At 37.6% G+C, this 12334-nt stretch carries 14 protein-coding genes; 3 read left to right on the plus strand and 11 right to left on the minus strand.

Translation table 11 applies throughout. From position 1 onward, the window contains the following. Positions 1-7 precede the first annotated feature (7 nt). From ytpR to pepA, 4 genes are all read right to left on the minus strand, one after another. On the minus strand, positions 8-628 hold the full coding sequence (ytpR, locus tag IGL86_RS11670; RefSeq protein ID WP_002361057.1) for a YtpR family tRNA-binding protein: 621 nt from the start codon (positions 626-628) through the stop codon (positions 8-10). Positions 629-838: 210 nt separating this feature from the next. Then, positions 839-1294: a universal stress protein gene (locus IGL86_RS11675; RefSeq protein ID WP_002385249.1), complete on the minus strand. Its 456-nt coding sequence runs from the start codon at positions 1292-1294 to the stop codon at positions 839-841. A 149-nt stretch (positions 1295-1443) separates the two neighbouring features. Next, entirely contained in the window at positions 1444-1758 is a 315-nt protein-coding gene (locus tag IGL86_RS11680) for a thioredoxin family protein (RefSeq protein WP_002355015.1), read from the minus strand. A gap of 11 nt (positions 1759-1769) precedes the next feature. Beyond that, positions 1770-2846, minus strand: coding sequence for a glutamyl aminopeptidase (gene pepA, locus IGL86_RS11685; protein ID WP_002355013.1), 1077 nt, complete (start codon positions 2844-2846; stop codon positions 1770-1772). A 306-nt stretch (positions 2847-3152) separates the two neighbouring features. Between pepA and IGL86_RS11690 the strand changes: the two genes are divergently transcribed. Together IGL86_RS11690 and IGL86_RS11695 are read left to right on the plus strand one after the other, a co-directional pair. Next, entirely contained in the window at positions 3153-3494 is a 342-nt protein-coding gene (locus IGL86_RS11690; RefSeq protein WP_002355012.1) for a PepSY domain-containing protein, read from the plus strand. A gap of 318 nt (positions 3495-3812) precedes the next feature. Next, a complete protein-coding gene (locus IGL86_RS11695) occupies positions 3813-5468 on the plus strand; it encodes a peptide ABC transporter substrate-binding protein (RefSeq protein WP_002355011.1) in 1656 nt (551 codons plus the stop codon). 66 nt (positions 5469-5534) lie between these two features. Here the strand turns inward: IGL86_RS11695 and IGL86_RS11700 are convergent, their stop codons facing one another. The 7 genes from IGL86_RS11700 to IGL86_RS11730 all read right to left on the minus strand — a co-directional run bounded on the left by IGL86_RS11700 (position 5535) and on the right by IGL86_RS11730 (position 11421). Next, positions 5535-6371, minus strand: a complete 837-nt coding sequence (locus IGL86_RS11700; RefSeq protein ID WP_430605609.1) for a PTS system mannose/fructose/sorbose family transporter subunit IID — start codon at positions 6369-6371, stop codon at positions 5535-5537. Beyond that, a complete protein-coding gene (gene agaW, locus IGL86_RS11705; RefSeq protein WP_010713739.1) occupies positions 6343-7116 on the minus strand; it encodes a PTS N-acetylgalactosamine transporter subunit IIC in 774 nt (257 codons plus the stop codon). The genes IGL86_RS11700 and agaW overlap by 29 nt, the downstream gene beginning before the upstream one ends. Before the next feature lie 24 nt (positions 7117-7140). Beyond that, the gene (gene nagA / locus IGL86_RS11710; protein ID WP_002409180.1) at positions 7141-8292 is read right to left on the minus strand and encodes an N-acetylglucosamine-6-phosphate deacetylase; all 1152 of its coding nucleotides are present in this window, start codon (positions 8290-8292) and stop codon (positions 7141-7143) included. 45 nt (positions 8293-8337) lie between these two features. Next, complete coding sequence (gene agaV / locus IGL86_RS11715; protein ID WP_002355007.1) at positions 8338-8814, minus strand: PTS N-acetylgalactosamine transporter subunit IIB; 477 nt, start codon at positions 8812-8814, stop codon at positions 8338-8340. A 26-nt stretch (positions 8815-8840) separates the two neighbouring features. Then, positions 8841-9278: a PTS sugar transporter subunit IIA gene (locus IGL86_RS11720; protein WP_010823988.1), complete on the minus strand. Its 438-nt coding sequence runs from the start codon at positions 9276-9278 to the stop codon at positions 8841-8843. A 146-nt stretch (positions 9279-9424) separates the two neighbouring features. Next, positions 9425-10519 (minus strand): acyltransferase family protein, encoded by a 1095-nt coding sequence (locus tag IGL86_RS11725; protein WP_033625243.1) that lies wholly within the window; start codon positions 10517-10519, stop codon positions 9425-9427. 86 nt (positions 10520-10605) lie between these two features. Then, a complete protein-coding gene (locus IGL86_RS11730; protein WP_002387362.1) occupies positions 10606-11421 on the minus strand; it encodes a carbohydrate deacetylase in 816 nt (271 codons plus the stop codon). A gap of 143 nt (positions 11422-11564) precedes the next feature. Between IGL86_RS11730 and IGL86_RS11735 the strand changes: the two genes are divergently transcribed. Beyond that, positions 11565-12317 carry a MurR/RpiR family transcriptional regulator gene (locus IGL86_RS11735; protein WP_002365331.1) on the plus strand — a complete coding sequence of 251 codons (753 nt, stop codon included), beginning with the start codon at positions 11565-11567 and terminating at the stop codon, positions 12315-12317. Positions 12318-12334 lie beyond the last annotated feature (17 nt).

Below are 12334 nucleotides of genomic sequence, written 5' to 3' on the forward strand. Positions count from 1 at the left end.
CTTTCTTTTATTCTCCTACCGCAAATGCAGAACCAACTTCTGCATCAAAAGGCAATTCTAAGATTCCTTTTTTAGCTGGTGCATTTGGTAAACGTAATTCTTTTGCTGAACAAATCATTCCAAAACTTTCTTCCCCACGTAAAACCCCTGGCCAAATCATTAAACCATCAGGCATCATTGCGCCTGGTTTGGCCACAACTACTTTTTGTCCTGCTTTGATGTTCGGTGCGCCACAAACAATTTGTAAGATTTCGCCGTTGTCTACTTCTGTTTGTGTGATAGATAGATGATCTGAATCTGGGTGTTTTTTACATGATTTGACAAAGCCAACCACAATTTTAGGAGTGTCGTCTTTTTCAAGGGTTTCTGAAAATCCCGCATCTTTAATCGCTGTATTGACTTTTTCAATTTGTTCGTCTGTTAAAGTTACTTGGCCGGTGCCATTAATGTCACCTAGAAGCGCTGAAGCATTGAAAATATTCCAAGCTACCACCGTTTCTGGCGCCTCAACTAAACTTACACGTGCCACATCGCCGACACGTTTCACTTGGTTTTCCGCCCCTTGATCGTCCGCAACGATGACAAGTAAGACATCGCCAACGTGTTCTTTGTTATATGCAAAAATCATTTCTGTTCCTCCTCTGTCGTTTTCCTGTCTTATCTTATCAAAAATTGACCCATTGTGCATACTTTTTTGTCGAAAAACTAAAAGACTTGGAAAATATGTCGCTACGACTTATTCTCCAAGTCCTCAATTTTGAGTGACAAGCCGCTGATCCTTTGAAAAAACAAAAGAAACGTAGGGTCAACTCTCTATTCAATCAATAACTTTTTTTACTTATTTTTCTTCAGAGTGAACAATTAAGACATCGCAAGGGGCTTGGCGAATAATGTAGCTACTGACGCTTCCCATGACCACGCGTTCGACTGCGTTTAATCCTGATTGTCCCACCATAATTAAATCAACATTGTATTTTTCAGGTAATTCATGACTCATGACTTCTTTGGGTGAACCAAACATGGTAACTGTTTCAACATTATGAAAATCAACGCTTTCAGCATACTTTTTACAATCGGCCATTAATTCTTCCGCAGCAGCTGTTTCTTGATCAATTAATTGATCATTTAACGTCGAATACCCCATCATTGTATACACTTGATTTTCTAAAATATTTGCAACAATGACTCGGCTTCCGTTTCGACGAGCAACCTCAATTGCACGTTCATAAGCTAAATTAGCTTGATCACTACCGTCTACGCCGACAAGAATATTTTTATACATTTGTTCTTCCATTTTCGTCACCTTCCCGATGGAGGCTGATCTAAAAGGCTTCTTTGACTAAGAAATTAGAGTCAAAAATGAATTTAGGACCCTTGCGCAGAACGCCCTTTTGTCCAGCTGATTCTCTCTTAATTTAATGGTTCCTCTGGTTCATGAAAATTTTAGCCTAAGCTAGTTAAAAATGCACTGATTTCTTCTTTTGTTTTTCGGTCTTTGTTTACTAAGCGTCCTAATTCTTGACCGTTTTCAATTACGACAAAACTCGGAATACCAAAAATATTCCACTCGGCAGCCACGTCAATAAACTGATCACGGTCAACTTCGATAAATTGAAACGCTGGAAATGCTTCTTCAATTTCAGGCATGACTGGTTTAATGAAACGACAGTCTCCGCACCAATCAGCAGTAAAGAAGAAAACATTTTTACCTTTTTCAACATAAGTTGCTAGTTCTTCTAATGAATTGGGATAAATCATTTAAACATCCTCTACTTTCCGTAAACAATTGTATTAACTGTTGATTTATCCAAGCCACGTAATGCTTGTAACAACATTTCCCGCGCTGCTTCATAATCCGCAATACTAAACATTGTTTGATGCGTATGGATGTAACGACCACAAACGCCGATGACTGTACTTGGTACACCGTTATTAGTTGTGTGCGCTGCCCCAGCATCCGTTCCGCCTTTAGAAACAAAATATTGATACGGAATATTGTGTGTCGCAGCTGTATCTAATAAATATTCACGTAAGCGAGGCAATGTGATCAAACCTGGGTCGAAAATCCGTAATAACGTTCCTTCACCTAAATGACCATATGTCCCTTTTTTCGTGTGAATATCATCTGCCGCTGAACAATCCACCGCAAAGAAGATATCTGGATTAAATTTATGAACAGATGGTTTAGAACCACGTAAACCAACTTCTTCTTGTACGTTTGCTCCAGCAATTAATGTGTGGCCTAATTCTTCATTTTGTAACGTTTCCAATGCATCTAATACCAACGTACAACCATAGCGGTTATCCCATGATTTACTGATAATATTTTTGCCATTGGCTGTTTTAATCGTTTCTGTTTGTGGAACAATGGAATCCCCTGGACGAACACCAAAGCTTTCAGCTTCTTCTTTTGAAGAGAATCCTGCATCAAATAACACATCAGAGACTTCTAATTGTTTTTGACCACTCGTACCACGCAACAAGTGTGGCGGAATAGATGAAGAAATACATGGATAGTTCCCTTTACTTGTTTTTAACGTAAAACGTTGTGCTGAAACAACATAGGGATTCCAGCCACCTAAAGGAACCACTTGGAATAAACCATTATCGTTAATTTGAGTTAACATGAAGCCAACTTCGTCCATGTGAGCTGCTACCATTACGCGTGGCGCTGCTTCCACTTTTGAACGTTTAATCCCAAAAATACCACCTAAACCATCATATTGAACATCGTCCACTAACGGGGTGATATGTTCTTTCATGTACGCGCGAATGTCGTCTTCAAATCCGCTGGTTCCTTGTAATTCAGTTAATTCCTTGATTCGTTGAAATGTTTTTTCTTCCATAGATGTATGTCCTATTGCTTTTGATTTGTTGGAAATTACGCCAACCAAGCGTCACTTTTTCTCTAAAAAGTCACTTTATCCTGTCGATAAAAATAGGTACTCCTTTCATATGATTTCACTCTTATTATAACGCAAATACTAGAAAATGCACATCGCTTTCTCTTTTTAAACGTGACAATGAGAATGCTCTAAAAGAATGATTGAAAAACTTTTTTTATTTCTCAGCGGCCCCTTCTCTATGGTAAAATAAGAGTGATACTGACAAAAGTAATAGTAAGCAGAAACCGACCAAGGGAGGTCATACAAATGAACGAAGAAAATGAGTTGACATACTTTAAAGGCGGCTTAGCGCTAGGCGTTGGTCTTGGTTTAGTAGGCGGCATTGCCTCAACCTTGTTCTACCATAAGAAAAAAACAATCTCCGCTGATCTCGTCTTAGAAAATGTAAAAGCTGCTTTTTTAAAAGAAGGACCGATTGAAGGTTCGTGGATTGAGTTTGAGAAAAAGCCCTTGCGGAAATTCGCCATCCACTCCAAAACATATACTGGAGGAATTTGCCGCATTGAAGACGACGGCATTGTTCAATACGAATTCACTGCAGATGCCTACACAGGAACTGTCATTGACATCCAACGATTAAAAGATTAAAAAGATTGTTACAAAAGCACTTATTTGCTTTTGTAACAATCTTTTTTTCTTCTCATTTGTTTTTTGTAAAAGGGATGTTTATTTTATGTCAAAAAAATCAAATCAATGATGAATAAATACTCAAAAATCGAATGTTTTCTGTATGGAAATCACCTCAAATCTTTACTTATCAACGTTTGTCCACTTTTTTCATAAAAAAGATTAGACATTTTTTAAAAATTGATAAAAGAATAATCATTTCTAACGATTTTTTAATTTCTCCTTTTCATTTTTACATTATACTGAGAGTATTGCTAAAAATGAAAAGGAGCGTGTCAAATGAAGAAATCTGTTTTATTTACTTCATTACTTGTATTATCAAGCTTAGCTTTAGCGGCCTGCGGCGGTGGCAGTGACGATAAAGGAGCAAGCAACGGCGGCAGCGACAACCAAGTATACACAATGGTTGAATCCCAAGAAATGCCTAGTGCCGATCCGTCCCTTGCGACAGATGAAGTGAGTTTTACCACTTTAAATAATGTCTACGAAGGAATCTATCGTTTAGATAAAGACAACAAACCCGCGCCTGCTGGTGCAGCCGAAAAAGCGACTGTTTCAGAAGACGGTTTAGTTTACAAAGTTAAATTACGTGAAGAATCAAAATGGTCTGATGGCAAACCAGTTACTGCTGCAGATTACGTTTACGGTTGGCAACGAACAGTGGACCCTGCCACTGCTTCAGAATATGCCTACATGTTTGAACCAGTAAAAAATGCTGAAAAAATTTCTAAAGGGGAACTACCTAAAGAAGAATTGGGCATTAAAGCAATCAATGATCATGAATTGGAAATCACTTTAGAAACAGCAACACCATATTTTGACGATTTATTGGCTTTCCCTTCTTTCTTGCCGCAACGTCAAGATATCGTTGAACGTTTTGGTAAAGATTATACAAAGAGTAGCGATAAAGCAGTCTACAATGGTCCGTTTACGCTAACTGAGTTTGATGGTCCCGGAACAGATACTAAATGGTCTCTAACTAAAAATGAAGAATATTGGGACAAAGAGACTGTCAAGTTAGATAAAGTCGCTATCAACGTGGTGAAAGAAGCCCCAACTGCCTTAAATCTTTATGAAACTGGTGAAGTGGATGATACGTATTTATCTGGCGAACTGGCCCAACAAATGCAAAACTCGCCTGACTTGGTCCAATTAAAAGCCGCTTCTTCTTTCTATTTAGAAATGAATCAAGCAGATGAAAAATCACCATTGACCAACGCAAACTTACGTCGTGCTATGTCTTATGCCATCGATCGCGATTCATTAGCTAAAAACATTTTAGCCAATGGCTCTCTTCCTTCACAAGGCTTCGTCCCTGTGGATGTCGCGAAATCACCAAAAACGGGTGAAGACTTTGTTAAAGAAGCTGGTAGCGACAAATTAGTCAAATACGACAAGAAAAAAGCTGTGGAATACTGGAACAAAGCGAAACAAGAACTTGGTGTTTCCAACTTAACGGTTGATTTAATGGTAGACGACTCTGAAGGCGCTAAAAAAATGGGCGAATATCTTCAAGGATCACTGTCTGATACTTTGGAAGGCTTAAAAGTAACTGTGACGCCTGTCCCTATGGCTGTTCGCTTAGATCGTACCTTAAAAGGGGATTTCCAAATCGCTGTTCGTGGTTGGAGTGCCGACTATTCAGACCCAATTAACTTCTTAGATTTATTAGAAAGCTCAACTTCTAATAACCGTGGACGTTACAGCAATCCTGAATACGATAAATTCATTGCTGCGTCCAAAACTACAGATGTTAACGATCCTGAAAAACGCTGGGAAGATTTAATCAACGCTGAAAAAACAGTAATTGCTGATATGGGTGTTGTGCCAATTTACCAAAAAGCAGAATCACACTTACGTGCACCAAACGTGAAAGAAATTATTTATCATCCAACAGGTGCTAAATACGACTTCAAGTGGGCGTATAAAGAATAATCACTCGATTAAATTTAGAAAAAGATTTGGAACAATAGCGATTTTGGCTATTGTTCCAAATCTTTTTTATATAATCCCGATTAAAGAACCTAACAACCCAAAAATCACAGTAAAAATAATTAAAGCAATCGGCGTGCGTCCTTTTTTCAACATAATAAAACAAAACAGCGTAAACACTAACGGTAATAAATTGGGCATGATTGTATCAAACAATTGTGTTTGAAGGTCTAACTTAGTATCTTTCAAGCAAAAAACAAAAGTTGTCGTTAATTGTACACTCTTCGGAATCAACGCACCCACCACGGAAATTCCTACAATTGTTGCTGAACGAGATAATTTTTTGGTACTTTCGCTTAAAACTGAAATTGCTTTGACACCCATTTTATAACCTAGATTAATTAACCCAATTTTGGCAGCCATATACGGAATATTAAATAACAACAAGAAAACAATTGGTCCTAAGATATTGCCTTCTAATGATAGTTGTGAACCAATCGCTGCTGCAATCGGCAAAACGGTTAAATAAAATAGCGCATCCCCAATTCCGCCTAACGGGCCCATCAACGCTGTTTTAATCGCTTGAATGGATTTTGGTGATTCTTTTGACTCTTCCATTGCAATAATCACACCATGCATGAACGTCACCAATTGTGGATTCGTGTTCATAAATTGTAAATGATTTTCCAAAGAAAGAGCTAAATCTTCTTTATCACGATGGATCTTTTTCAATCCTGGAATTAATGAGTAGGTCCAGCCGCCTGCTTGCATTCTTTCATAATTAAATGAAGATTGTAGCAGATACGAACGGAACATTATTTTTTTTAACTCTTTTTTTGTTATTACTTTTTCGGATATCGTATCATTATATGTTTCTTCAGATGCCATCTTCTTCAAACCCTCCATTATTATTTGATGCAGTGACTGTATTATTTCTTTGTGCGTAAAATTCATATAAAGCAATTGCGACAGCTAAACCTGCAACCGCTAATGTATCTAATCCTAGATAGGCAGCCATAACAAAACCAAAAATAAAGAACGGCGCGTAGGATGTTTCCCACATCGTTTTTAATAACATGGCGAAACCTACTGCTGGCATCATACCACCTGCAACGCTCAAGCCATGAATACTCCATTCGGGTAGAATAGAAATGAAACTAGATGCTTTATCAGCACCAAAGAAAATACATAAAAATACTACAAAAAAATAACAAATGAATAAAACGATTGGTAAAAAACTAGACATTCTTTCGATGCCTCTTGTATCTGCTTTTTTTGCATAAGCATCAAATTTATGCATAATTGGTGACATCGCTGTATATAACAAGGTAATTAACGCTTGCGCTGCAACTGCGAAAGGAACAGCCAACCCTACGGTCACTTGTGGGTCAGATTTTGTGATAATTGCTAACGCTGTTCCAATAACTCCCCCAATTACTACGTTGGGTGGTTGCGCACCGCCGATTGCTACTGCACCAATCCAAACTAACTCTAGCGTTGCCCCAGTGATTAACCCTGTGTTGACATCTCCCAATACTAAACCAACAATCAGCCCTGTAACAATCGGACGATGAATATGTGTCTGTAAGACAAGCTTATCAACCCCTGCTATCCCAGCCCAAATTCCTACCAAAATTGCCTGTACTAACATTTTTTTCCTCCTATTAGACTTCGTCTACTTTTTATAAACTGTTTCACCATTTACTAAGGTTTCTAGCACTTCGTATTTCTCATCAATAATTGTAAAATTACCTAAAAGCCCTAGTTTGATTTCTCCCATAGATTCGTTCACATTCAACAAACGAGCTGGATTTTTCGTGACTGAATTAATTGCAATCACTTCTGGAAGTAATGCTTTTTCAACAAGGTTGCGAACCATATTATTTAAATGGTTCGTACTTCCAGCTAACTTGCCATTGGCTAAACGAACCACATTTTGTTCATCAATAACCATTTCGATCCCTTTTTCTGGTTTTGGATAAACGCCTGGTTGACATCCTTTGGCCCAGATAGAATCTGTCACAGCAATTAAATAGTCCTTGCCTTTTAGTTTGGCTAACACACGTACTAATGAATAATCAACATGTACCCCATCAGCAATAATTTCAGCAAACGTTTCTTCACTATCCAAAGCAGCAACTACTGCGGTTGGTTTCCGGTGACTGATATCTTCCATTCCATTAAACGTATGGGTAAAACTTTTTGCACCTGCTTCGACAGCTGCCATTGCTTGTTCATAGGTTGCAGCCGTATGGCCAATTGAAATGACTACATCATGTTCATGACAATATGTAGTCAAGGCATTCTCTACATCATTTTCTGGTGCCAACGTCATTAATTTTATGTGCCCTTTTGCTAACTCTTGCCATTTTTTAAATGTCTCAACGGATGGTTTTACTAATAACTCTGGATTATGAGAGCCACGAAATTCTTCAGAAATCATTGGTCCTTCCGCATGAATCCCTAAGATTTGTGCCCCGTTGGTTCCTTGGTCTTCCTCAATAAATGAACCAATCACTTCAAATGAATGTTCCAAGTCTTTTGGAAATGTGGTTGACGTTGTTGGTAAAAAAGCTGTAATCCCTTCTTCTGGAAGGTAAGCTTGCCACTCTTTGATAAATTCATGATTGGCATGATTGGCATCCCCACCATGCCAACCATGATCATGAATATCAATAAATCCTGGAAGAATGCGATTTTCTCCGTATTCTTTGTCGACAGCTTTTTCATTGTACGGTAGAATTGCAACAATTCGTTGTTCTGACACTTCAACTTGAGCTGGTTGAAATTGTTCGTTAATCCATACGTTTTTACTTTGAATAATCATTCTTCCCACTTCTTCTCTTCAAAATTATTGTCCAACATTACTTTTTTATGAAAATAATGCATCTAAACTTTCTTCTGGCGTTGACGGTACACGTTGAATCGAAAGTTTAACACCTAATTCTTGTAGCTTTTTAAAGGCGTCTACATCTGTTTTATTAACCGCAACAGCGGTAGCTACTTGTTTTTTGCCTTCTTCCATATGCATATTACCAATGTTTAATTTTTCGATTGGCACACCACCTTCTACCAAGCGCAATGCATCAACAGGATTATCAACTAACAGAAAAATCTTTTGTCTTTCTGAGGCTTTATGAATGACCTCAATCGTTTTCTTAATGGAGAAAAAACGGGTTTGTACTTCTGCAGGGGCCGCCATGTTTAACAATTGTTGGCGCATTGTATCCTCAGAAATTGCATCATTTGCGACTAAAATTAAGTTGGCGCCTAAAGAACCGTTCCATTGTGTTGCGACTTGACCATGAATCAAGCGATTATCAATTCTTGTTAATAAAATATTCGGCATAGTGCTTCCTCCTCTTTTCTAATTGGTTAGATTCCGTCTGCTTCTTCTTGAGTAGTTGCTTGTGGTTGTTCTAGTTTTTTATGAACAATCCCGTCTCTGGCTGAATCTGTGACCATTGAAACAAAATCTTCTACGTTCGTGCTGATTGTGCGTAATGCAAGCCCTTCAAGAACCATCGGTAAATTTGTTCCTGCTAACACTTCAACATTTTGATAATTACTTGCGACAGTCATTGAAATTCTAAACGGTGTACCCCCTAAAAGATCAGTTAAAATGACCACTGCTGGACACGTCTCCAGCATAGAGTCAACGGCTTTACGAATGTTTGACTCTAATACATCAAGCCCTGTATCATTGAAAAAAGGGACCGCCTGAATATTTGGTTGTTCTCCTGCAATCATACTAACTGATTGATGCATTCCAGTTGAAAATACCCCATGTCCCGTTAAAATAAGACCTATCATTTATTCTTTCTCCCCTAACTATTTACTGAGCTTACTATTTAATTGGATAAGCAGAACTTATTCCTCAAAGAGTGTAACAATTCTTGTAACAATTGAGTATGCTTTCCCATGATTTTGGACGATGATTTCTATTTAAGAACATGTCCCTATACAGATACAAGGCGTCCCAACTTAAAGATGCTTTTGAAAAAATACTCGACTACAACCGTTAACCCAAACGAGCCAACAAATGTACCCATATACAACACAAGAATAACCAAGCTGACTGGTTGATTGGTTAAAAACGGATGGACCAGTTTCAAGACCAATTGAAAAACAAAAACATTCGCTAAATAACTGCGATACGCATAAGTGGCTATCCATTTAACTATTGGTAAAAGACGAATCTTTTTGGCTATTCCTTGTGTTCCCAAATAAAAAACCAACCCGATAATCAGTAAACTATAGGCACTTTGAAGAGGATCCAAATAAGGTAGATCGTTCGGTGTCATCTGTGTTCCATCAAATAAATTCCCTTGGACTGCCTGCCAAAAAATAAAAAGAAACAACAGAAATAGCGCCACTCTCGTCTTTTTCAAGAAAGTAAAAATTTCCCCTTGATACTTCGCTGTGATGACCCCGAAAATACCATAAATGAGATAACTAAGCCCTGAACGATCTATTAAGTACCAAAGAGAAGTTTCTGCATATGGAAAAATCATTTTCTGGTACCAGAAGCACCAAAGGATATGCGCACCGATTGTAAAAAAGACAATTGGTAAAATCACTTTTTTGTTTTTTGTAATTCTTGTTGCCAACCAAATAAAATACGGCATAAATAATTGGAATTGCAACATCATTACGGCATACCATAGATGTGCCGCGCCATCACCACTGAGAACTTTTCCTAGAAATCCTAGGGGCGTTTCATAGGGCATTCGTTGTTGTAAACTAGGAAAAGCATATAGATAGAGACTGGACCAGACCACATAAGGAAGCACCAATTCATAAAATTTTTCCTTTAAAAATTCAAGATACGATTTAGCTTGACTCTTTAACACCATGTTGTAAATAATTGCAAAAATAAACATGGGTGCCGAATATTTAGACATTCGGTAAAAACTACCGATTGAATTCATTGCTTCCGTTTGCGGAGAATGTATCAACACATATGATAAAACCGTTTGTAAAATAACTGATGCTACAGCGAAAACTTTTAAAAAATCGCTGATATTCAGATTTATTGGTTGTCCTTTACTCATGTACGTCCTCTTTCTTTCAATAATTTAGCGTGTAAGTAGGCGCTCTGATTAAGAACTTACTCACACGCTATTCACGCTTCTTTGATTTACATTGCTAGCGATTCATAATTGGCTAACAAGATGCCGCGTTCTTCAATCGCTTCTTTGACTTCTTGGGACGTTAATATTTCCACTTCACGAATGCGAGGCATACAATACCCTGATTGATTTTGTAAAATAGTATCGATAAACGCAGGATGACAATTGATTTCAAAGACCTCTCCTTCACTACAAACAACCATATCAAGCAATTGCAAGATGGTTTCAGTTGAAATCGCCTTGTCATAAAATTGGTACAACATTTCATCTGGCGTGCGAACATCCTGATATAACTCTAAATAGTCTTTTGTTTCAATACTTCTTGAAGCGTTACGTAAAGGTAATTGATATTTGCGAGCAAGTGCCAAAGCTACGCCTAATAACTTTTTATTTTTTCCGTGAACGTTATGATGAGAATCAATATGATCAGGGCGTCTGCCACTTTTCATAAATGAAATAATTTGAGCATCCCATTCGTTATAAACCTCTTCTAAATTGACTTTTTCTTCAAAAATCGATTGATGCCAAAAATAACCAGCTTCATCTACTAAGGAAGGAACCATTTCTCGAGGTAAAATAGGTTTTGCTTGGTTCAATGTCAATGTTAAATGGACACCAATAGCTAAAGTCGGTGCACTGATTCGAGCACTCTCCATGGCCTCTAAAAAATAAGGAGAAGTTGGTAATGCGGTTGTTGAAGTAACCACGCCACGTTTGTGTGCTTCAATGATTCCTTGCGTTACCGCTGGCGTGTAACCAAAATCATCAGCGTTGATAATTAATTTTTTATTGCTCATTTTTCCCCACTCTCTCTTCTGTTTCATGAATTTTTAGTTGTTTCTCTATTGATTGTAGCTAAGTGACGCCTTTTTTTATAGCTAGTTTTCTGATTGAGTGCTATAATCTACAAATAAGACCATGTCCCTAAAAAAGGACATTACGTTCACAAACGACAGGAGGAATCAGCATGCTGTTTTTAACCTACGATCCACAATTAAATCCAACAGAATTAGAGATTTACAAGTATATTAGCCACAATATTGAAAAAGTTCCTTATATGACAATTCGAGAATTAGCAGATGAAATTCATTTCAGTAAAACGGCAATCTGGCGTTTTTGTCAAAAATTCGAGTGTGAAGGCTATACAGATTTTAAATTTAAATTGAAGAATTATCTAAGCGAACGAAAAAAAACAGCCCAACCAAAATCTTTAGATGAAACAATGCTGATTCATTTTTTGCAACGCTCATCAGAAGAATTATTAGAAGGACGGATTGTTCAAGCTGCGGAATTGCTGGCAAAAAAAGAATTTGTTCTTTTTATTGGCGAAGGAACGTCCAAAGTCCTAGCTGAATTTGGTGAAATTTATTTTTCCAGTATCTATAATTTATCTGCTTCTGTATCCCACCTTTTTTCCCATCCCGTTAGCAAATTATCCGAAGAAACGGCTAAAAAAGTGGGTGTTATCGCCTTATCAGTTTCGGGTGAAACACAAAAAGTTCGGCAAAATATTGATTATTTTATCGAAATGGGGATTGATGTAATTGCTATTACAAATAGTGAAAAAAGCACGATTGCTCAACTTTCAACAGTCACGATCCCCTACTATATAACAACCGAGAAAAGTTCCATTGCAGACGTAACGTCCCAACTACCTGCACTATTCTTAATAGAAAAGTTGGCGAAAACTGTTTCAACGATGTTAAATGAGTGTCCATAATCACTGTAAAAAAAGGA

Source organism: Enterococcus sp. DIV0774 (assembly GCF_050539095.1).
GTDB lineage: Bacteria > Bacillota > Bacilli > Lactobacillales > Enterococcaceae > Enterococcus > Enterococcus faecalis.

Excerpts from the sequence above, each read along its gene's own strand:
- ytpR (WP_002361057.1), bottom strand. The coding sequence starts at position 628 with ATGATTTTTGCATATAACAAAGAACACGTTGGCGATGTCTTACTTGTC.
- IGL86_RS11675 (WP_002385249.1), bottom strand. The coding sequence starts at position 1,294 with ATGGAAGAACAAATGTATAAAAATATTCTTGTCGGCGTAGACGGTAGT.
- IGL86_RS11680 (WP_002355015.1), bottom strand. The coding sequence starts at position 1,758 with ATGATTTATCCCAATTCATTAGAAGAACTAGCAACTTATGTTGAAAAA.
- pepA (WP_002355013.1), bottom strand. The coding sequence starts at position 2,846 with ATGGAAGAAAAAACATTTCAACGAATCAAGGAATTAACTGAATTACAA.
- IGL86_RS11690 (WP_002355012.1), top strand. The coding sequence starts at position 3,153 with ATGAACGAAGAAAATGAGTTGACATACTTTAAAGGCGGCTTAGCGCTA.
- IGL86_RS11695 (WP_002355011.1), top strand. The coding sequence starts at position 3,813 with ATGAAGAAATCTGTTTTATTTACTTCATTACTTGTATTATCAAGCTTA.
- IGL86_RS11700 (WP_430605609.1), bottom strand. The coding sequence starts at position 6,371 with ATGGAGGGTTTGAAGAAGATGGCATCTGAAGAAACATATAATGATACG.
- agaW (WP_010713739.1), bottom strand. The coding sequence starts at position 7,116 with ATGTTAGTACAGGCAATTTTGGTAGGAATTTGGGCTGGGATAGCAGGG.
- nagA (WP_002409180.1), bottom strand. The coding sequence starts at position 8,292 with ATGATTATTCAAAGTAAAAACGTATGGATTAACGAACAATTTCAACCA.
- agaV (WP_002355007.1), bottom strand. The coding sequence starts at position 8,814 with ATGCCGAATATTTTATTAACAAGAATTGATAATCGCTTGATTCATGGT.
- IGL86_RS11720 (WP_010823988.1), bottom strand. The coding sequence starts at position 9,278 with ATGATAGGTCTTATTTTAACGGGACATGGGGTATTTTCAACTGGAATG.
- IGL86_RS11725 (WP_033625243.1), bottom strand. The coding sequence starts at position 10,519 with ATGAGTAAAGGACAACCAATAAATCTGAATATCAGCGATTTTTTAAAA.
- IGL86_RS11730 (WP_002387362.1), bottom strand. The coding sequence starts at position 11,421 with ATGAAACAGAAGAGAGAGTGGGGAAAAATGAGCAATAAAAAATTAATT.
- IGL86_RS11735 (WP_002365331.1), top strand. The coding sequence starts at position 11,565 with ATGCTGTTTTTAACCTACGATCCACAATTAAATCCAACAGAATTAGAG.